This window comes from Streptomyces durhamensis (genome assembly GCF_000725475.1).
Lineage (GTDB): Bacteria > Actinomycetota > Actinomycetes > Streptomycetales > Streptomycetaceae > Streptomyces > Streptomyces filipinensis.
In genome coordinates, this window is the sequence record NZ_JNXR01000037.1 from 1 (window position 1) to 20,080 (window position 20,080).

The window sequence follows — 20,080 nt, forward strand, 5'->3', positions numbered from 1 at the left end:
CAACGAATCAACGTGCTGTTCGCGATGCTCCGCGACGGCACCTTCTACGAACCCAGAACCCCACGCCTCGCTTGACGAAAGACATAGAGGCACCCCCCCGCTGCGTCACCCCCAAGACGCCGCCCGGTCGAACGCGCGACCTGACCGCGGCCCGCACCCACAAGATCATCAAGTTCTGCGACGCCAGGGCGTCGCCGTCCTCGCCGACATGGCCTACCTCGGTGCGAGCGAGTGGGTCACCACCCCCGCAGGCCGGCCGCCCCAAAGAGACCTCACCCCGACCGAGCAGACGGTCAAGCGGGCCTTGTCCGCCGCCCATGTACCCGTCGAACGAGGAAGCGGCCGCCTGAAATCCTGGCGAATCTTCCGCAGAGCCCGATACAGCCCACGTAGCATGACGTCACTCACCAAGGCCGTCCTCACCCTGGAGCGGCACCGCTGAAAGCCCTCACTCACTCGGTGAAAACCCGCACCGCCACGTCCTCGGTCGAGGTCTGCAGTGAGAGTCCGCACTCACCGGTGTCGGTCACCTGGTCAGCTTGCAGGGGGAAGCCCGTGAACTCGATCCAGGTAACGCCCGAGTCACCGTCGTCCCAGGTGATCGTGGCCTGCCCGAAGAAGCTGTTGCTTCCGGAGGAGTCGGTCGCGACGACTGTGAGCGAGTTGGCTACGCCCTTGGTGTTTTCGGCCTGGACATCGACGGTGAGCTTCACCCCGGGACTGGCGATTGCCGTGTCCGAAACGGGCGCCAGGCTGCCGACATTGTAGGAGCTCCCCAGGCCAGTGGAATTGGTACCGGTCACCTCACGGACGGTCACATTGAATGTCTGAGGGTTCATTGAGACTGTCGCCATGATGCGCCTCCCTCGCCTCAACCCCAGAGTCCGACAGTCCGTCCGGAGTTGCAACGTGGCGTGTCCGGATCCAAAATGGATTTGCGCATGGCTGAGTCGCGTCCCTTCGCACGAAGGAGAACCGCCATGGGAGAAGACACAGACCTGACGCCCACACTCGACGATCTCGCAACGGACTCCCTTGAGCTGTCGCCGGTCTGGTGTGGGTGGTGCCCCGAAGAGGAAACTCAGGTGATTCAGGATCTGTCGGCCGAGGTGGACGCCATCACCGCTGTGAATGAGCACAACACGTCGACAGGCCACGCCGCTGTCGTCACACTCTCGCTACCGAACGCAGCCGCCGTTAATGCCGATATTCAACTATTGCCGTTCCCCTTCTGCTTCCGCTACAACGGCCGCCCCTGGCAGTCGATGATCGTAAAGGCGCCGGGGCCGGACGAGGCTGCCACCACCGCCGAACAAATCGTCGGCGTCCTCAACCTGTCGGCAACCAGAAGGGGTTTCCCGGCGCTCTTTTCCGCGACGGGCGGGCCCTGCCCGATCGCGTAAGCGTAAGGGAATCCGGCTTCCCAATAAGTGCACCAGCTCGCCGCGGATGTGCTAAGCGAGATCATCACGGACATCAAGGCCAGCAGAGGGTGCCGGCCGGATCAGTTACAGGCGGGCGCAACCCGAAGCACTCGGATGCAGTTCTTTGGGACGGGATCTCTCCCGAAAAATGACCAATGAAAGGTCAGAGCACATGACTGCCATAGACGAGAAGTGGGCCACGATCCCGTGGATCGGGGCACCGGCGGATGCCGGTGCGGGCACTGACGAGGGCCCAAACCCCGACGGACGCGGGCGCTCGCGCGACTTCGAGAACGGCACGATCGAGTGGTCACCGGAAACGGGGGCGCACGAAGTACACGGCGCCATCCGTGACCACTGGGCCCGGTTGGGTGGAGAGAAGTTCCTTGGATATCCGCTCACGGATGAGACGGGAACTCCGGACGGCGTCGGCCGCTACAACCACTTTGAGAACGGTTCGATCTATTGGACCCCGGACACCGGGGCATGGGAAGTACATGGGGCGATTCGCGACAAATGGGCGAGCATGGGCTGGGAACGCAGCGAGGTCGGCTATCCGACTTCGGACGAGTACGGACCCTCGGACCGCCGGTCGAGTAAATTCCAGCACGGGAAGATACTGACCTGGACACCTGCAGGCGGCGTGATCATAGAAACCAGTTACGGGGACGACTACGAGGGAAACCCTGTGTAGGAGCGAGCTTTGTGGGCAACACAGGCCTTCCCGGAGGCGGCAGGGGCCTCACTCATCGCAGTCGGGAACCGACGGCGGTCCGGCTACGGACTCGTGCCTCCCGGATGCTTGGGTCACCTCGCCCCGCTCCGGGCGTAGGGCGATGTCACCGGCGTACGCGGCGGCGGCCGGGTCGGCGGGCAACTGCTTGAGGATCTCCGCCTCCGTGGGGCTGCCGTCGACGCGCTCCCGGTCCAGTTCCCAGCCGCCGGAGTACGCGGAGTTCCAGGCCGACACCGTCGTACCGTGCCGGTCGGCCAAGGCCTGCGCGAAGCCCTTCAGCCCGCGGCCCGGGCGGGAACAGTAGGCAGGCCGATCAGATCGCGGCTGGTTGAACCGGTGCTTACCGACTCGGCCCCTCAGCGCAGCCGTGGGTCGATCTCCAGCAGCTGTTGGTCAGTGCGGTAAATGCCGCCGGCGAAGTGTTCGATCGCCGAGCGCAGACGCATGGGGTCGGCGCCGTAGGTACCCAACATTCCCGCGATGACGTAGCGCTGGTCCGGGAGACATCGGTTGAGCCTTTTGTGGAACCCTGTCGGGCGCGGTGCGTCGGCCTTCAGCCGCACGATGAGCACGTTGGGGACCAGCACGGTCCCCGGTGCCCTGCGCAGTACACCGACGCACTCGACATCCTTCCACGGCACGTGAGCCGAGTGCGTCCTGTGCTCGGTGGCCAACCCGTCGCCGTTGACGACAAGGTCGTAGGAGACATCTCTTCGAAGCAAGAGCAGGAGGAGGACCAGTCCGAGGAAGAAGGCCATGCCGGCAACGGTGATCAAAGTCGCGTACACCCCCTCGAACAGCGCGCCCAGCGCGACGAGCACAGCGAGCATCAGGACGTACATGACGGTGTCGCGGAGGCGATTGGCCGGCGGGTCGGGCGGCTGCTGCCGGAAGCGGATCTCTCCCCCATTGCCGGTCTGCGGCCCTGCCTGCGGCTGGACCGGGCCACGGACGAGGGCGATGTCCCCGGCGGCGTTGACGGAGCGCCGCTGCGGCCGCGGCAGCCCCGCCCCCTGCAGCAAGGTGTCGATGTGCTGGTGGATCCCGTCCAGGGTGAGCGGTTCCGGCTGGTTCAGCGCGTCCAGCAGGCCGGCGGTGAAGGCGGTGTGCCGTTGCCCCGGCGGCGCATGGGAGGGCGCGGTGGCCGTGGTGGAGGTGAGGGTATAGGTACCGCTCACGTCGAGTTGGGCCGTCAGCAGGCTGCCTGATTCGGTCATGGCGGCCACTGCGCGGCCCGAGAAGCAGCAGTCCAGCACCAGGATCCGCAGGCGTGCCCGGGCCCGGCCGAGGTAGCGCTTGACCAGGTCGGCCGGGACGCCGGTGAAGCCGACATGTCCGGGGTCCGTGGAGGACAGTGCGAGGTGGAGTAGCCCGTCCTCGTCCAGCAGTCCGTGCCCGGTGTAGTAGACGAGCAGCAGGTCCTCGGCCTCGCGTGCGGCTTGGGCAAGTGCCATGCCGACGCTGCGGTGATCGGCCGGATCGGCCAGTACCCGGCAGTGTTCCGGCGGCAGGATTCCGTGTGTCTGATCCGTGAGTGCGGAGTGGAGGTCCGCGAGGTTGGACTTCACGGCGGGAATCGCGGGCAGATCGATGTCCTCGAAGTCGCTGCACCCGATGAGGACCATCCGGGAAGCGGCACCGTCGGGGAAGCGCGGCGTGCTCTGCCTCACTCCTGCCCGCCGTCCAGCAATTGCCCGACTGCACCGATCACCGCCTGTGGATCACTGGTCCGGCGGACCTCCACGGTGACCTCCCGCCCGTCACTGCGACTCAGGTGCACGGTGACGTCCGCGCGGCGTTGCACCAGCCAGGTCGACAAGGATCGAGCCAGCACGGCTCCCGCTCCGCCGGAGCCCAGCGCCACCGCCAGCACGTCCAGCGCCGCCCCCATCTGCCCCGGCCGCGGCGTCCGGGCCGGCAGCTCCACCCGGCCGCGCAGTGCCTCTTCCGCAGCCAGCCAATCCCGCAGCGACACCAGATGCGTCTCCGCGTCCTCACCCGGCTCGGCCGATACCTGCACCCTCAAGGTGCAGCGTGCAGAGGGCGTTTCGCTGTCCTCGCATTTCTCCATGAGGCCATCGTGCCAACAACAGCTGCTGAACACCCCAGACGCCTCAAATCCGTTGGCACCGGGGATGCGGTTGGTCCCGCGCATCATGGCCGGCGCCAGCCGCTGGGACTCCGGTATTGACCCGGGTATGGAAAATCAGCGTGCATACCGGGGTCCTGGTGAGCGTGCTCGGACTGCTGAGCACGGAGCACGGATCGTGGGGGGTCCTCGGGATTCTCCTCACGGGTGTGATGGGGTGGGCGCGGATCCGAGTGGGAGCCCACAAGCCGATGGAGGTGACATGCGGCCTGTTGTTCGGGCTGGCCTGGGTCTCCCTGTTCGTGTGCCTGGGGGGGGCTGGCGAGGATGAGCCGGCCGGGCATCTCCGCCCTGGCCATGTTCCGCCTCAGCCGGACGGAACGCCTTCTTCGCATCGCACCTTCGGTGCTGCACCGCTTCAGCGGTCCGGGGCACCGGCCCTGCCGCGGTGGCTGGATGCCAAGTCGACTCGTTCTGCCGACCGTCGGCTGAACGGTGCGGCGGTGCGGCGGTGCCTGCGATGTGACTCGAACGGGGTCAATCCGTCGAACTGCATGTCCATCAACAGGCTGACCCCAGCTGGGGGCCGCCGCGGTCGGTCAGGCGCCCTTGAGGTAGTTGCGCGTGTCGGTGACCAGCATGCGCCGCACCAGCTCCGGCGCGGTGACCACATACACGGGCTTGGGCCCCGGTTGGATCTGTACGAGGGGGCCGAGGGCGTTGAGCGAGGTGAAGAAGGTCAGCGGGCTGGTGAAGATCTGCCCGCCGTGACCGATGAGCGGCAACGCCCTTGGCGCCCTGGGAATTTGCAGACCACAGCTCTTCTTACTCTCCGGATCCGTCCGTGTACTCCGCTAAATCCTAAGGTCGGCGGGAAGATACGGATGCAAGTGCAGTTGAAGCAGCGACACCCTGTCGGTGGTGCGGACGTCCTGGCCATCGGTTCGGGATTCGGGGGCAGCGTCGCCGCGCTGCGCTTGGCCGAGAAGCGGTGGCGGGCGAAGGACAGGCGCGCGCACTCGGGTCCGGCCAGGGCACCGGCCGCGGCGGCTACCAGCTTCTCGGCTAGTGCGGCAGCATCACGGTAGTCGGTGTGCACGGCGTAGGCCTCGCAGACGGTGAACTCCGGGAAGTTCAGGGCGTCGGCACCCTCGTTCCGGAAGATCCGGCCGATCTCGAAGATCCGGTCCATGCCGCCGACCACGAGCCGCTTGAGGTACATCTCGGCCGCGGCTCGTAGGTGCAGCGGCACGCCCCAGGCGTTCATGTGCGCCGTGAATGGGCGGGCGGTGCCGCCGGGCAGCGGGTGCAGCAGTGGGGTGTCGACCTCAGTGAACCCCCGGGTCGTACAGACCTTCCCGCAAGGCTTTGAGCACCGCGCCTCGGGAGTGCGCGCGGACGGTCTCGCCGGGGTCGAGCAGCATCTGCTGGTAGCGGTGCCGACTCGTCGCGGGGCGGCCGATCGGCGCCGCGGCGGCGGGCCTGCCCGGCAGTGGCCGCAGTGCCTTGGCCGCGAGCGTGAACTCTTCCGCCGCCACGGCCAGGGCGCCGCTGCCGGTGGTGACCAGCTCGCCGCCGACCACCACCAGATCGCCCAGGTCCGTCAGCTCCCGCCATTGGGACCGCAGTTCGCCGGTGCTCCGGTCGCCCGCCAGCAGGATCTGGATCTCCTGGGATCCGTCGCGCAGGGTGGCGAACTCGACGTCCCGGTGGTCGCGGCGGCTGATGATCCGGCCGGCCACGGTCACCGTGGTTCCCGTATGGGTGCGCGGCGGCAGTTGGCTGCAGCGCCGGTCGAGGTCGGCGACGCGGGTGCCGACCGGCCGGGCCGGCGGGTAAGGGTCGATCCCCTCGGCCAGCAGGGCGGCGCGTTTCGCCAGCCGGTCCGCCAGCTGGCCCGGCAGGTGCCCGTGCACCTTGCCGCTGGCGGCCGCGCCGGTGTCGCTCATGCCGGACATACTGCGGAGACGTCCGTCAGGCCACCGGTCCGTATCTACTCCTCGCGGCGCAACGGCGTCCTGGGCGAGAGTGCGGATCGGGGTGTTGAGGCCCTGTGCCATGAGGGAGGCCTGGTAGCGCTCGCACTCGGCAGGGGTGCCCACCGCCAGGGTGAAGTCCCGGTGGTGCAGCGCCGAAATGATCAATTCGAGGGCGTGGGCGAAGTCGATCCCGGGCAGCGTCGTCACCAGGGCTCCCACCAAGTTGTCGAAGGAGAGCTGGTGCGGCGGAGTGGAGAGGTACAGCGCTCGGTCCTGCGGTCCGACCGCGTTCTCACCGCGGTAGGGCTCCGGGTAAGTCGGCCGCCAGAAGCAGGACGCCGGGTCGTCCCATAGCGGCTGTGCAAACTCTCTGAGCCGGTCGATGTCGCGCCAGGCGTCAGGAAGAAGGGTGCCGGGCGGGTAGGCCTGCGGCACCGCCGAGTAGTCGCCGAAGTCGGCGGACACCGCCTGTGAGCAGGTCGCGCATCCGCGGCCGAAGACCGACAGGCGGAGGTCGAACTCGCCCGCGTGGTCGGGAGAGTGGAGCACGTTGACGAAGGGGCCCATCCGGTATCCGGCGCGCACCGCGGACTTGACCTGATTCGCGCGGGCAAGCGCGTCGGGGCCCTCTACGAGCAGAACCTCCATCGGACGCCCGCCGTACCAGAGGTCGAGGAACAGATGCTCCAGAGGGTGTTCCGCGCGGCGAGTGTCCGCCCAGGCCTGGACGATGTCCTCCTCGCCCAGCAGTAGCTGGTGCCGGCAGACCACAGTGAGGCCTGCTTTCTGCGCCGCCTCGACGACAGCCTGCTGGAGCTGCCGCTCGACCCCGTCCGGCTCCATCAGGAACAGGGAGTGCTCGCTTGTCACTTGGCTCTCCTTCAAGTGCGACCAGTGCGCGGGGAGACCTGGATGGGCCGACGTGGGCGATTCACCCGAGAACACCAACACCTCAACCCAACTACCCTATGCACTCAGTCAGATGCGTAGAGTGTCCAGCGTGTGGGTGAGCGTGCGGAAGCACTCAATACCCCAGCAGCGCAAGCCACTTGATCCCGCTAGTGACCTCCGCGCCTCCCGTCAACGGACATGCCGGGCCGACAGTTGACCTATCTTCCGCCTTCTGGCCTGGCTTCCTGTCAGCACCCCGTATCACGCGCTGTGCTGCGACAACGCCCGCCCGGTCGCCCTCACCACCACCCTCTGACCCTGTGGGTCGACGAGGACGCCGCAGCATACGGCCAGCAGCCCAACCGCGCCGCTCACGGCCTCATCGCGCTCTACCGGCCTACCTCGCTGCCGCACCTCGGTGACGTCGTGCTCACCGGCGCCCCCGGCGCCGACGGCAACTCCCACGGACTTAAGGCGTGTATCGAAAGGGTCTGGTAGCGAGCTGCGGGTGCTGCGTGAGAATCCGGTCATCTGGATCGTTTGGGTTGGAGATCTTGATCAACCTGAGGCTTGCCCGCGCCTCGTCGGTACGGTCAAGATCGGCGGCGTGATCAAAGGTGTGATGTTCGACTTCTCCGGAACCCTCTTCCGGATCGAATCGGCCACGCAGTGGCTGAACGCGGTGACCGCGAGTGCCGGTCTGGCTGTGCCCGACGAAGAACTCGATGCGTGCGCCAGCCGACTGGAAGAGTTCGGAGCTCAGCCAGGAGGGGTGCCTCCGCACCGAGTGCCGCCACATCTGGAGGCACTGTGGCGGGAGCGTGATCTGACGGCCGAACGACACCGGGCCGCTTTCACAGCCCTCACCCGGGAAGCCAAACTGCCGTTGCCTGACCTGGCTGAGGCTCTGTATGACCGTTCTCAAGTGTCCGGGGCATGGCAGCCGTATCCCGACACCGAGGAAACCCTCCATGCCCTGCGCGGGCGAGGCATCCCGGTCGCTGTCGTGAGCAATATCGGCTGGGACATGCGCCCCGTCTTCCGCGACCACGGTATCGATGACCTCGTGGACGCCTACTTCCTCTCCTTTGAGTGCGGGGTGGAAAAGCCCGATCCCCGGATCTTCCAGATGGCGTGCGACAAGCTCAAAGTCGCGCCCGGCGACGCGCTCATGGTGGGAGACGACCGCGTTGCGGATGCCGGCGCTGGCACACTGGGGTGCCGGGTCCACCTGGTTGATCCTCTACCCGTGGACCAGCGTCCCAGCGCACTGGCCGCAGTACTCCGACTCCTTTGACACGACTAGACCGGGTGGACTGCTGGCGAGAGGTGAGAGGTCCGCCGATCGTCGGTCGGCGGGGTGATCAGCGAGGGCTGACGGAATTGGCCACGAAGGAGGCGCGCAGGGCCGGGGCGATCCGGGAACTAAGCTCCGTTGCAACGGTGCTGATCAGGCCGCGTGCTGATGGGCGCGGCAGACCGTGGAGTCGACGCTCAGGTCCCACGTGACCGCACCCTTCGCGTCGGCCAGCGACTGGAGCTGCGTGAGGATCCGCTGCCAGGTGCCGTTCCGCTGCCAGCGCCGGAACAGGTCGTAGACACGGCTCCACGGTCCGTACGCGACGGGGACATCCCGCCACGGAACACCGGTCCGGACCCGGAACCGTACGCCGCCGATCAACTGTCGCCGTGGCCAGACGGGCGGCCGCCCCGCCCAGGCGCCCTTCGGCAACAACGGCTCCAGCGCCGCCCACTGCTCGTCCGTGAGATCTCCCCGACTCATGAGCCGTGATCATTCCCAGCCCAAGATCCACTTTCGACACACTGCCTAGTCCAGGTAGGTACCGGCGAAGGCTCCATCGAAGCCGAGCGCGGCGAGGCCCTGCTCGACGCTGGGGTACGTCGTCCCGTCCGGGATGGCGACCACGGCATCGAAGTCGGCCCGGCTGATCTCGGGTTCGAGCCATTGGTTGCTGCACCGGCAGACGATCCAGACGTTGCGACCATGATTGATCAGCAGCCAGACGCGCCGGGCGCGGCAGGCCGTGCACCTCACCGGGATCCCGCGAAGGGCCAGCTCACGCGGGTGGCTGAGGCAGCGCGTCGCGCCGGGGCCGCTGGGCGGCTGTGTCTCGTACCCGAGTTGTCGGTGGTTCTGAGCACGAGCGTCATCTCCCGGTCGAGGTCCTTCTGTTTCCATCCGTAACAACCGGTGGAGCCGGTTGTTACGGGGTTTCGCGGAGTCCGGCAGGCTGGTTGACCGGCCTGCCGGACTCTGGTCAGCGGCGCGGTGGGCGGCTGCGCGGTTCGGCGGCGGTGGGGCGAACTGCCGCAGTGGGTGCCGTCCGTGTGCTGGTGCGGTTGGCCGAGGTCTTGGGCTGGCTGGTGCCGGCCTGCGGGCGGCGGGTCGCTTCGCTCGGGTGAGCGGGGAGCTGGGCGAGGCGGCGCAGACGCCAGACCAGGACGTCGTTCACGTCCTCGGCGGTGTCGAGTTCGCGCATGTCGACGGCCTGCTGGAGAAGGGCCTTGGGGTCATGACCTGCTTGCTCGGCCTGGGCAAGGGTGGCGGTCAGGGCATCGGTCTTCGTCGCCGAGCGGTGTGCTCGCAGCGCCTGTTCCGGCAGGGCTGCGCTGATGGTGGCTTCGTGGGTGCGGCGTTCGGCTTCGGGCAGAGCGCGGCCTTGGTCGCGCAGTGTCTGCATGGGCGTGGCGGCGGCCTGGCGGTAGGCGGCTCGCAGATGCTCGGCGGTCTGTCGGGAGGCGTGGGCCTGCTGGGCATGGCCACGGGCGGAGTGCCAGCGGGCGGCGGCCAGGGCGACGAGGACCAGGGTGGAGACGAGCATGGCGGTGGTGCCGCCGTCCTCGCCACGGCCGAGAGCGCTGCCGGCCTGGATCCCTGCTGCGCGCCGCACTCATCCCCCGCCTCCGCAACCCGGACCAGGACACCCCACACCCGGCCGCGTTACGCGTCCTCAGAACGGGTGTTCCTCAACGCGAGCAGTGCCGCGCGCCAGGGTGAGCGCCGCCGCAGGCGCGGACTTGTCGGCGCCCTCGCGGTGCTGGTCGTGCTCGCCCTCGTCGCCGGGGCCGTGGCCTGGCAGCAGAGCCGCACCAGCGACCGCCGCCGCGAGGAGGCAGAGGCCCGCCGCACAGCCGCAGTCGCCGACAGCATGCGATTCTCCGACCCGGTCACCGCGATGCGTCTCAGCGTGGCCGCATGGCGGCTGGCCGACACGACGGAGACACGGTCGGCGCTGATCGGGGCGATGGCACAACGAGAGCAGGACGTGTTCGCGGTGCCGGGGGCCGACGCCGGCTACGACGGCTCCGACAACGAGACGCGCCGGCTGACGGCGGACGGCAGATCGGTGGTGTCCGTCACGGCGGACCGGGTCCGGATTTGGGATCTGCGCACGCGACGGCTCACGCTCTCCGCGCCCGGCCCCGGGATGCTGATGGCCGAAGGCACTTCGGCCGTGGTCGGCCCGGACGGCCGCACCCTCGCGCTGCCGACGGTGGAGGACGGCATCAAGCTGTGGGACGTACGGTCCGCGCGGGTGACGAGGACACTCGCCAAGGTCGCGTCGGATGAGCCCGAGATCGTCCTCGGCGAGCGCACCCTGGCCGCGGTGGACGAGAACGACGGCTACATCCATGCCCTGGACCTGCACAGCGGACGCCGGATACCGCGCATCCCCGCACCCGGGGGCAGCGAGTCCGCGATGGCCGTCAGTCCCGACGGCCGGTGGCTCGCCTGGTGCGCGGGCAGGTATCCGGAGATCTGGGATCTCTCGCACCACCGGAAGGTCTCCGCATCCTGGTCCGCAAGGGTGCGCGCCGCTGACTGCACCGATCATTCGCTCGCCTTCACTCCCGACAGCAGGTCCCTCACGGTCGTCAGCGACCACGGAATCGCGGAGTGGGATCCGCGGACCGGGCGCAGAACCCTGTTCCTCGAAGCGGATGGGCTGACCCAGGTGTGGTTCGGTTCCGACCGCAGGTTCCTCGTGGCCACGGGACCCGGCCGGCTCCTCGTGTGGCGGGCCGCGTACCCGGATCTACCCGTGCTGCGGCAGCGGCTGACCGCCGACGACTGGAGTGATGTCGCCCTCGACCGCGCCGCGGGAGCCGTGCGCTACCTCAACACCTCGGGGACCGTCGTCCGCTCGCTGTCCCTCGGCAGAGCAACGACGAAGCCATGGCCGGACCAGATGGCAGACCAGGCGGAACTCTCCGGTGACGGCCGGATCCTGGCCCGCGTTCTGGAGACGGACGACAGACAGCGGTTGCAGGTCCTGGACACCCACGACGGCAGAGTGGTCTTCGAGCCCGGGGCAGACGCGTGCCCAGGCACGGAGGACGAGGGCGAGGGCGAGGGCTCCTGCGCCGGTGTCATGGCGCTCAGCGGCGACGGCAGATACCTCGCGCGCAGCCGGAGGGTGGACAGCCACCGGAAAGAGACACCGGGCGGGACGCGTATCACGGTGTGGGACCTCAGGACCGGTCGCGAGTACGCCACTGTGGGCATCCGGCCTGACCACGACGGCTCCTTCGCGGTCAACGGGCTCGCCCTCGACACCCACGCCCACACCCTGCTGGTGTACCGGCAGGCGTTCCGGCCGCCGGTCGAGGTATGGGACGTGCGCCGGGAAAAGCACGTGAAGACGGTGCGCAACAGCCGCTCCGCCACCTCCGTCGACGAGTCAGACAGCGTGCGCATGTCCCTGCGCCCCGACAACGGCAGCGTGGTGACGCAAGAGGGCCTGGTCGCCGACCTTCGCGAGGGGCGCATGGCGCCCCGTGTGCTCGGCGACGAGCAGATCAGTACGGCGGTGTTCAGCCCAGACGGCGCCCGCCTGGCCGTCGGTGACGCCATGGGCCGGGTCACCCTCTGGGACGGGGCGACCCGCATGCGCCTCGGTGTGCTGGACGGCTCCTTGTCCGACGCCGGGGCGGACACCAGCGGCCCAGTGTCCGCCCTGGCCTTCTCCCACGACGGCCGCACCCTGGCGGTGGGAGGCTTGACTGGCACCGTGCAGCTCTGGGACGTGCCGTCCCAACGGCGCCTTGGCTCCGCCCTGCCGACCCCGGGCGACAAAGTGCTCGCCCTGTCGTTCGACTCCGACGACGGCACACTGTACGCCGCCAGCACGAACGTCCCCGTACAGACGTACGATATAAGGCCCGCGCATCTAGTCGCCCAAGTCTGCGAACGCACCGGCTCCGGTCTCTCGAAACACGACTGGAAGACCTACCTCCCCGATGTCCCCTACCGTCACACCTGTTGAGCGGGAGCATCCGTCAGACGACCGGCTGCGCGCTCGTGGCCGCCCTGCGCTCCAAACTCCGCCTCGCCGCCCCGCGATGCGGCTGGTGACCGACGTGGGCAGCGCACAGGGCCGCGCCACGGCCCGCCAGTGGGTGCCGCCAAAGTACGGGGTCATCGTCTTGTCGCAGCCCTCGCGCTGGCAGAAGCGGTGTTCGCGACTTGGTGGACACGGTCGGCATCAGCAGAGGTCCTTGGGGCGAGTCGCGCATGACGCGCAGCGCTGAGGCCCACTGTATGAACGTGCCGCACCGTCGCCGATGACTCCCCCGGCACGGTCGTCACCTGCACCGGCGGAGACCCGCGAATCACCCACGAAGTGCTGAACGGCAACCAGCCCGGCGACCCGTTGCCCGTCACTGGCGACCTGGTCCAGTCGCCGCCGCCCGGCGGGAACGCCCGGCTCACCGTCGGCACTCTGGAGGGCTGGATACCGGACTCATCCCGGTGCTGCAGGAGATGGTGCTCGACAGGTATGGCGACTACTGCGTTCGACGCCGACGGCGACCAGGTCCCCGTCGTCACCACGCTCGGGCAGTGGGTCGGCCTGTGCTTTCGGGCTCACCTCGGCGATACCCCGGGGAGGCCCGTCCGTGCACGGACGGGCCTCCCCCTGCCGGGGGTGTCAATGAAGTCCGCTGTAGGCGGCCATGATGATCTCCATGCCGCGGTTGTCCTCCTGCTGCTCTCGGTCAATCATCTGGTTCATGACGTAGGCCACCGTCATACGTGCATCAGGGTCGCTCGCGACCAGCGAGCCGCCCCATCCGCCCCAACCGAACGTGTTGCCGAACTTGCCGAAGCCCACGGTCCAGGACATCGACGTCCGCAGAACGCGGTCCTCGCCGCGGAACACCTCCTGCCACGCGGGCTCGCAGCCCTGGGGGGACAGCAGCCGCACACCACCGGCGGAACCCCGGTTTGCCAGTACCGACTGCGCGAGAGCGACAGACCGAGCGTTGCCGAAGCCGTTCACCGCTGGGACCTGCGCACGGCGCCAAGCCACAGAGTTGGCATCCCTGACCCGGACCGCGGCACCGGTGTACTCCCGACGTGTGCCGTCGGGTCCAGGTGGTGCGCTGGAGGCGTACTCGTCGGTCAGTGACGTCGGGGGGATCAGCGGTGCGACGCGGCGGTCATCCTCGGCGGAGAGCCCGATGTGGAAGTCCGCGCCCAGCGGCTTGGCCACTTCCTCGGCGAAGTACTCGCCGAGGCTACGGCCGGCGATGCGGCGGACGATCTCACCGACCAGGAACCCGAAGGTGAGCGCGTGATATCCGGCGGCCGTTCCCGGTTCCCATTCAGGGGCCTGCGCGGCCAGTCCTGCCGTCACGCTCTGCCAGTCGTAGAGGTCCTCGACCGCCGTCAGCCCGGACAGGTCCGGCAGTCCCGCAGTGTGGGACAGGACGTGCCGTACCAGCACGTTCTCCTTGCCGGCTGCGGCGAACTCGGGCCAGTAGGCGGCGACTGGCGCGGACAGATCGAGCTGGCCTCGGTCGGCCAGGATGAGCGCGCACAGGGCGGTCATGTTCTTGGTCGTCGAGTTCACGCCCGTGAGGGTGTCGCGCTCCCAGCCGACAGAGCGGTCCGCGTCGGCGTACCCGCCCCAGATGTCGACCACCGGCTCGCCGTCGAGGTAGACAGCGACCGAGGCGCCGACGTCGTCGTTTCCGAGCGAAGCTGCAAGGGCCGCACGGACTGCGGCGAACCGCGGCTCACATAGCCCCTTAATATCAGTCATGCACGCAAGCCTCAGGTAACGCCGGGACGTGCTGCCCAACAATTCCCGCACGGATTCTGTCGGGCGGGGCGCGAATGAATCGTCTCCGCACCTGGAGGCGGCCTGACGGCCGCGCGGCCGACGGCTCGACTGGCCGCATCGGTAGCTGGTCCCACAGGTCCCGAGCTCACTCGTCCAGCATGTGCGTCACGCCAGCCCGGCCGGACCCGAGATCGCGGCACTGATGACAGCGCGGGCCGCAGCTCGCAGCAGTCGACTCCGGCTCGGTCGTGGGTCCCGGCCACTGCGGCTCCTTGCGGCTGGGCGGGCGCTCCTACGGGGGAGAGACAAGAAGGAAGGACGGATACGCGTGCTGGAGCGGTTGAATCAGGCGCTGGACCACCTGGAGACCTGCCTCGACCGGGAGGTCGACGTGGCCGCGGTGGCCCGGATGGCCGCGGTGTCGGAGTACCACTTCCGGCGGCTGTTCTCTGCGCTCGCCGGGATGCCGCTCCCGGTATATGTGCGGCGCCGGCGGATGACGCTCGCTGCGGCGGAGGTGCTGGCCGGAAAGCTGACGCTGCTCGATGTCGCGGTGCGGTACGGGTACGGCTCGGGCGAGGCGTTCGCCCGGGCATTCCGGTCCGTGCACGGCATCGGGCCGGGCGAAGCCCGGCGCGCGGGTGCGGTGCTCACGGCACAGCCGCGCATGTCCTTCCGTGTCGTCGTCGAAGGGAGTACGACCATGCGGTACCGAATCGTGGAGAAGGAGTCGTTTCGGGTCGTCGGCAGGAAGGCCCGGGTCCCACTCGTGCACGAAGGGGTCAACGCGGCCGCCGCGGCGCACGTGGAGAGCCTGGACGAGCAGGCGATCGTACGGATGAAGGAGCTGGCCGACCGGGAGCCGGCGGGGATCTTGTCGGCGGCGGTGTATCTGACCGACAGCCGGGAGGAGGGCGCCGAGGCGGACTACTGGACCGGCGTGGCTACCAGCCCGGAGACGGTCGCCGAGGATCTCGACGCCCTCGACGTGCCGGCCGGGACCTGGGCGGTCTTCGACAACCACGGTCCCTATCCGAGCGCGCTCCAGGAGCTGTGGCGGGACGTGTTCACGCAGTGGTTCCCCTCGAACCCTTACGCGAGCCGGCCAGGTCCGGAGCTCCTGCGGACGCAGCCGGTGGAGATCGGCGAAGAGACCGACTCCCAGCTGTGGATCCCGGTCGAGCGGAGTAGCGGGAACGCCGGCGCGTGAACGCGGGTACCTCACCGGATCGATGGCAATGGCGCCTCCGGCCTCGTTCAGGTTGCGCATGGGTTTCTCTTCGCCCTTACGTCGATGGTGGCGGCCGTGGTGAGGCCGTCACGCTCTTCGCGGGCTCGTCCGCGCAGCGTCGACCGACGCCAGCGATGACATGGCCGGATCCGCCTGGAGGTGTGCCGTCCGGAGTATCCGCTCTTCGGTGAGTCCCGCTACGGTGACGCTGTGGAGACGGGTCCGTCGGCCCTCCTAGGTTCGTCCTGGTGCGAGGTCAGCCGAGGGATCAGCGCTGATCGTCACGTGCCGGGGGGACCATGAGATTCGGTGTGCTGGGGCCGTTACAGGCTCAGATCACCAGACGCGAGGTCCGATTGGACGGACCGCGGCAGGCCAAGATGCTGGCCGCGCTTCTGGTCGATGCCAACAACATGGTCGCCATGGAACGGCTCGTCGCCGTGATGTGGGACGAGAACGCGCCGGCCACTGCGGTCCGCCAGGTCCAGGACGCTGTCTCCGGGCTGCGCCGCAACCTCGCCGCATGCGGAGCACCCGGCTCCTTGATCAGTACGCGGCGCGGCGGCTACGAGATCCACCTTGCGCCGGATCAGCTCGACCTGCTGGAGTTCGACCACGAGCGGCGCCTCGCCCAACGGCACGCGGCCCCGTTGGAGACAGCTGTCGCGCTGCGGCGGGCGCTGGCCTGCTGGCGCGGTGACGCCCTGGTCGACATCTCCAGCCGGGTCCTGGAAATCGATGCGGCACGGCTGAACGAGAAACGCGCGGCCACGCACAAACAGTGCCTGAGTATCGAACTCGATCTGGGGCGCCATCGGGAGGTCATCGACGAACTGACCGTCCTGCTCCGCGAGCACCCCTACGACGAGCACGTCGCCGAGCACTTGATGGTCGCCCTCTACCGGTGTCGGCGACAAGGCGAGGCGTTGCAGGTGTACGAGCGGCTGCGCCGGACACTGGCCGACGAACTCGGCGTCGATCCCGCGCCGCCGCTCCAGGCGCTGCATCAGCGCATTCTGACCGCCGATCCCGCCCTGGCGGCTCCGGTCCCGGCAGGCGGCCTCTCAGGCGCCCCACCGGACAGTCCTGACGCGGCGGCCACCGGGCCGGCGATGGCGATGCCCGTGCGTCAACTGCCTCTCGACGTATCCGACTTCGTGGGCCGAGCCGAGGCGCTGGCCGAGATCGCCGGACTGCTCGACCGGTCGGCGCCGAACCGGGCTCCGGTTGCCGTCGTCGTGGGCGGTCCCGGTGTCGGCAAGTCCAGCCTGGTGACGCGCGCCGCGCGGCTGGCGAGCGCCGACTTCCCCGACGGCCAGCTCTACCTCAACCTCGCCGCGACATCGGACGAGCCGCGGGACCCGGGGCTGATGCTGGCCGAGGCGCTGCGCGCGCTCTCGATCGCGGGCAGCGCGATCCCGAACGGACTGTTCGAGCGGGCCGCGCTCTACCGGTCGTTGCTGGTGGACCGCCGCATGCTGGTGGTGCTGGACGATGCCGGCCACGCCGATCAGGTGCTGCCGTTGCTGCCCGGGGCCGACGGCTGCGCCGTGCTGATCACCAGCCGCACGCTGCTGACCCAACTTCCCGGCGCCCGGCACATCGACCTGGACGTGCTGAGCCCGGCGGAGGCGCGGGAGATGTTCACCGGCATCGTCGGGCGGCGGCGGGTCGAGCAGGAACCGGCGGAGGCCGACGCGATCCTCGACTGCTGCGGCAACCTGCCGCTGGCGATCCGGATCGCCAGCGGCAAGCTCACGGGCCGCCCGGCTTGGTCGCTGCGGGTGCTGCGGGAACGGATCGAGGACGAGTCCCGGCGCCTGGCCGAGCTGAGGATCGGGGACCTCAGCGTGCGAGCCAGCGTCGAACTGAGCCTACGGCTGCTGCCGGCCGACGCGGTGCGCGCGCTGAGCCTGCTGGGCCTCCTCGGCCCCTACACCCTGCCCGGCTGGGTGGTAGGCCCGCTGCTGGACCGCTCGGACGCAGAGGAGGTGCTGGACACCCTCGTCGATGCCAGCCTGGTGCGACTGACCGCCACCGACGCCATCGGCCAGCCGCGTTACCGGCTGCACGACCTGATCAGGACCTGTGCCGTGGAGATCGCCGCCCCGCTGCCGGCGACGGACAAGCGGAACGCGATCACCCGGGTGCTGTCCGCCTGGCTCGAGCTGGTCGGGCAGGGCACCGATCGACTGCCGGCGGCCGGACTGCTGGCAGCCGCGCCCGGTTCGGCACCGCGCCTGCGGCTGCCCGCTGCGGCCGTGGACCGGCTGATGGCCGATCCGTTCGGCTGGTTCGACGCGGAACGCGACAATCTGCTCGGCGCGGTGAAACTGGCCGTGGACTGGGGCCTGGACGAGTTGGCCTGGGAGCTGGCGGCCGGCACGGCGACCTACTACGACCACCGGTGCCTGTATCAGGACTGGCAGCACGGGCACCGGCTCGCGTTGGACGCGACCGAGGCCGCCGGCAACATGCGCGGCACATCGGTGCTGCTGCGCGGTCTTGGTCAGTTGCACATCTACCAAGACGAGTTCGACCGGGCCACCCGTGCCCTGGAGTCCTCCGTCAGGCTGTGCCGGGACGGTGGGGACAGGCGCGGCGAGGCGTTGTCGGTGGCGATGCTGAGCACGGTCAGCCGGGTACAGGGCCGTGACGACGAAGCCCTCGAACGGGTCGAGCAGGCGCTGGCCATCGCGGTCGGTGAGGGCGACCGGCACATCGAAGCGCAGCTGTCCTGCTCCATGGCCGTGATGACGCTCATGCAGGGCAAACTCGATGACGCGGAGCTCTGGTTCGACAGGGCCCTGCGCCAGGCCAGGGCGCTGGACGACGAGCACCGCGTGGCCGTCGTACTGCGGCGGTTCAGCCGACTGCACGATCGGCGCGGTGATCCGGACGAGGCGCTGCGCTGCCTGTGGCAGGCGTTGGCCACCTTCGAGAAGCTGGCCGACGAGCGGTGCGCCGCGTACACGCTGCTGGAAGTCGGCCGCGTGTACGCCGGTCAACGCGACCGGGACGGGGCGAGCCCCGCGTTGGAGCGCGCGGCGCACCTGTTCCACCGGCACGGCGACCGCCAGGACGAGGCCGCATGCTGGCAACTGATCGGCGACCTGGACGCCGCCGCCGGCATCCACCACCTGGCGCACCAACACCGCGGGCGAGCGATGCGGCTGTGGCAGACGATCGGCGACATGAACCAGACGAACGCTCCGGCGCGACCATCGTCGCCGTGAGCTTGTTCCTTGACATCGGCGACTCTGGGGCGGCCGCTCTCGGAGTGCCCGCAGGGCGTGATGGGGCTTCCGGGGCGTCCCAAGGGCGGGCTCCGCAAGGCGCCGAGGCGGGACCGACGGCCGGGGCCGCCGGCATTGCGCCTCAGATGCGGAGCGTCCCGGGGAAGGCGCCGTGGCCGACAGCCGGCGCGGTAAGGGCCAGCCAGCCGTGGCCACGCACCTCGGTGTCAGGGCCGACCTCGCCCCGTCCCACGGTGCGTGCGGCACCGTTCGGCCCGGGTATCCGTGTCTCCTGGCTCTCCGCCGCCTGGACGCCGGCGGCGACGGTGACAGGCCGCCGGTCATGCAGGCCGAGGGCCTCGAAGACGCCCTCGTACGACGCCCCGGGCACGGCCATCCACCAGCCGCTCAGCGTCGATGACGGGATCCTCGGCGTCTCGTGCGGGATCTTCACCCGTATCAGCCGTTCGACTGCCGCGCGGTCGCGGTCGTCGAGCGCGTCGGCGCCGCCGCCCGCCACCAGCGCGGCCATCGCGCCCCGCCGGATCCTCGGGGGCGCGGCTGGGTCACGTCGCAAGGCGCGTAGCCGCGGGCGGAAGGAGTCGTGGAGCAGGCGGGCGTAATCGGCGGCCTTGTAGGGAACGAGACGGCCGCGGGCGTAGGACTCCACCAGGGCCCTCAGTCCGGCCTCTGAGGCCACCCGAAGGCGGAGAGCCCTTGGAGCCGTTGCCCGACTTCCCGTGGTCGGGATCGGCCGCCAGGGCCGCGTACTGGTCGTCAGAGCGCTCGTCGAACACCCCGAGGAATCGGCCGGCCTGCCAGTCCGTCACCTCCTTGCGCCGCCAGGCCGCCAGTACGCCGTCGAAGCCCTGCGGCCCGATGTGCTGCAACGCCCGCATGACCGGTTGGAGTTCCGCGGTCTGCTGCACTCCGGCCACACTGCGCAGCAGCGTCGGCACAATGCTGCCGGCCCGCTCCGCCAGCGCTGCGGCGGCGGCCTCCGTGCGCGCGGAGTCATTGCTGGCCAGGTCCGCGAGAAGGGATTCGATCTTCATGCGGCAGCACACCAGTTCCCGCCACTGACCACGCCCTGCGGGGGCGGCGCGACGCCGTGAACCCGGGTACCACGAGACGACTCAGCCAGCGCATCCACGCGAGCTAAAAAACTTGGTTGGCGATGTCGAGAACCCGTGACCGGCTCCGTCCCCGAGGTGAACGCGACCACATTCGGTCACGCCCCCACCGGGGAGACTCACCATGGCCGAGTACCTGCTGCTCGCCAGCTGGACGGTGATCGACGCGATCGCCGCCCTCGGCCGCCGCGAAGCCGACTTCGCGGCCGGGCACGCCCTGCAGGACCCGCTGGTCGGATAGAACCCGCACGTCACCTACAGCACAGACACAAG

General features: G+C 69.2%; 17 protein-coding genes and 3 pseudogenes. 7 read left to right on the top strand and 13 right to left on the bottom strand.

Annotated features, from left to right (window positions below; translation table 11 throughout):
* Nucleotides 1-122: 122 nt before the first annotated feature.
* Nucleotides 123-442, top strand: a pseudogene (locus tag IO33_RS48205) (transposase family protein); the annotation flags it as partial.
* Between the two features lie 10 nt (nt 443-452).
* On the opposite strand, the gene IO33_RS0136995 reads toward IO33_RS48205, so the two are convergent.
* Complete coding sequence (locus IO33_RS0136995) at nt 453-854, bottom strand: hypothetical protein (RefSeq protein ID WP_157857967.1); 402 nt, start codon at nt 852-854, stop codon at nt 453-455.
* Between the two features lie 126 nt (nt 855-980).
* Here IO33_RS0136995 and IO33_RS0137000 point away from each other — a divergent pair, with 126 nt between their 5' ends.
* On the top strand, nt 981-1,403 hold the full coding sequence (locus IO33_RS0137000; RefSeq protein ID WP_031173363.1) for a hypothetical protein: 423 nt from the start codon (nt 981-983) through the stop codon (nt 1,401-1,403).
* A 193-nt stretch (nt 1,404-1,596) separates the two neighbouring features.
* Nucleotides 1,597-2,118 carry an LGFP repeat-containing protein gene (locus tag IO33_RS0137005; protein WP_031173364.1) on the top strand — a complete coding sequence of 174 codons (522 nt, stop codon included), beginning with the start codon at nt 1,597-1,599 and terminating at the stop codon, nt 2,116-2,118.
* A 48-nt stretch (nt 2,119-2,166) separates the two neighbouring features.
* On the opposite strand, the gene IO33_RS0137010 is transcribed toward IO33_RS0137005, so the two are convergent.
* The 6 genes from IO33_RS0137010 to IO33_RS46200 form a co-directional block, all read right to left on the bottom strand.
* Complete coding sequence (locus tag IO33_RS0137010; protein ID WP_157857968.1) at nt 2,167-2,394, bottom strand: hypothetical protein; 228 nt, start codon at nt 2,392-2,394, stop codon at nt 2,167-2,169.
* Nucleotides 2,395-2,516: 122 nt separating this feature from the next.
* Complete coding sequence (locus IO33_RS46190; RefSeq protein WP_051927178.1) at nt 2,517-3,830, bottom strand: caspase family protein; 1,314 nt, start codon at nt 3,828-3,830, stop codon at nt 2,517-2,519.
* A complete protein-coding gene (locus IO33_RS46195) occupies nt 3,827-4,231 on the bottom strand; it encodes an effector-associated constant component EACC1 (RefSeq protein WP_157857969.1) in 405 nt (134 codons plus the stop codon). Before IO33_RS46195 ends, IO33_RS46190 begins: the two co-directional genes overlap by 4 nt.
* Nucleotides 4,232-4,848: 617 nt before the next feature.
* Nucleotides 4,849-5,034, bottom strand: coding sequence for a hypothetical protein (locus IO33_RS0137025; RefSeq protein ID WP_031173373.1), 186 nt, complete (start codon nt 5,032-5,034; stop codon nt 4,849-4,851).
* Nucleotides 4,989-5,564, bottom strand: a complete 576-nt coding sequence (locus tag IO33_RS54240; RefSeq protein WP_425347994.1) for an amino acid--tRNA ligase-related protein — start codon at nt 5,562-5,564, stop codon at nt 4,989-4,991. The genes IO33_RS0137025 and IO33_RS54240 overlap by 46 nt, the downstream gene beginning before the upstream one ends.
* 13 nt (nt 5,565-5,577) lie before the next feature.
* Nucleotides 5,578-7,098, bottom strand: a complete 1,521-nt coding sequence (locus tag IO33_RS46200; RefSeq protein ID WP_051927180.1) for an OB-fold nucleic acid binding domain-containing protein — start codon at nt 7,096-7,098, stop codon at nt 5,578-5,580.
* 643 nt (nt 7,099-7,741) lie between these two features.
* Here IO33_RS46200 and IO33_RS0137040 point away from each other — a divergent pair.
* A complete protein-coding gene (locus IO33_RS0137040; protein ID WP_031173376.1) occupies nt 7,742-8,416 on the top strand; it encodes an HAD family hydrolase in 675 nt (224 codons plus the stop codon).
* A 156-nt stretch (nt 8,417-8,572) separates the two neighbouring features.
* Here the strand turns inward: IO33_RS0137040 and IO33_RS0137045 are convergent.
* The 3 genes and pseudogenes from IO33_RS0137045 to IO33_RS44805 all read right to left on the bottom strand — a co-directional run.
* Nucleotides 8,573-8,902 (bottom strand): annotated as a pseudogene (locus IO33_RS0137045) (transposase); the annotation flags it as partial.
* A 45-nt stretch (nt 8,903-8,947) separates the two neighbouring features.
* Nucleotides 8,948-9,175, bottom strand: a complete 228-nt coding sequence (locus tag IO33_RS52935; protein WP_245235970.1) for a hypothetical protein — start codon at nt 9,173-9,175, stop codon at nt 8,948-8,950.
* Nucleotides 9,176-9,398: 223 nt separating this feature from the next.
* Nucleotides 9,399-10,013, bottom strand: a pseudogene (locus IO33_RS44805) (mobilization protein); the annotation flags it as partial.
* Between the two features lie 87 nt (nt 10,014-10,100).
* Here IO33_RS44805 and IO33_RS0137055 point away from each other — a divergent pair.
* Nucleotides 10,101-12,407 carry a WD40 repeat domain-containing protein gene (locus tag IO33_RS0137055; protein WP_245235971.1) on the top strand — a complete coding sequence of 769 codons (2,307 nt, stop codon included), beginning with the start codon at nt 10,101-10,103 and terminating at the stop codon, nt 12,405-12,407.
* A gap of 663 nt (nt 12,408-13,070) precedes the next feature.
* Here IO33_RS0137055 and IO33_RS0137060 read toward each other — a convergent pair.
* Nucleotides 13,071-14,186 carry an EstA family serine hydrolase gene (locus IO33_RS0137060; protein WP_031173386.1) on the bottom strand — a complete coding sequence of 372 codons (1,116 nt, stop codon included), beginning with the start codon at nt 14,184-14,186 and terminating at the stop codon, nt 13,071-13,073.
* A 349-nt stretch (nt 14,187-14,535) separates the two neighbouring features.
* Between IO33_RS0137060 and IO33_RS0137065 the strand changes: the two genes are divergently transcribed.
* Together IO33_RS0137065 and IO33_RS0137070 are read left to right on the top strand one after the other, a co-directional pair.
* Nucleotides 14,536-15,417, top strand: a complete 882-nt coding sequence (locus IO33_RS0137065) for an AraC family transcriptional regulator (RefSeq protein ID WP_031173388.1) — start codon at nt 14,536-14,538, stop codon at nt 15,415-15,417.
* A 401-nt stretch (nt 15,418-15,818) separates the two neighbouring features.
* Nucleotides 15,819-18,674: a BTAD domain-containing putative transcriptional regulator gene (locus IO33_RS0137070; RefSeq protein ID WP_167349496.1), complete on the top strand. Its 2,856-nt coding sequence runs from the start codon at nt 15,819-15,821 to the stop codon at nt 18,672-18,674.
* Between the two features lie 142 nt (nt 18,675-18,816).
* On the opposite strand, the gene IO33_RS52940 is transcribed toward IO33_RS0137070, so the two are convergent.
* Together IO33_RS52940 and IO33_RS52945 are read right to left on the bottom strand one after the other, a co-directional pair.
* Nucleotides 18,817-19,206: a hypothetical protein gene (locus tag IO33_RS52940; RefSeq protein ID WP_031173394.1), complete on the bottom strand. Its 390-nt coding sequence runs from the start codon at nt 19,204-19,206 to the stop codon at nt 18,817-18,819.
* 34 nt (nt 19,207-19,240) lie between these two features.
* Nucleotides 19,241-19,729, bottom strand: coding sequence for a hypothetical protein (locus IO33_RS52945; RefSeq protein WP_031173396.1), 489 nt, complete (start codon nt 19,727-19,729; stop codon nt 19,241-19,243).
* Between the last annotated feature and the right edge of the window lie 351 nt (nt 19,730-20,080).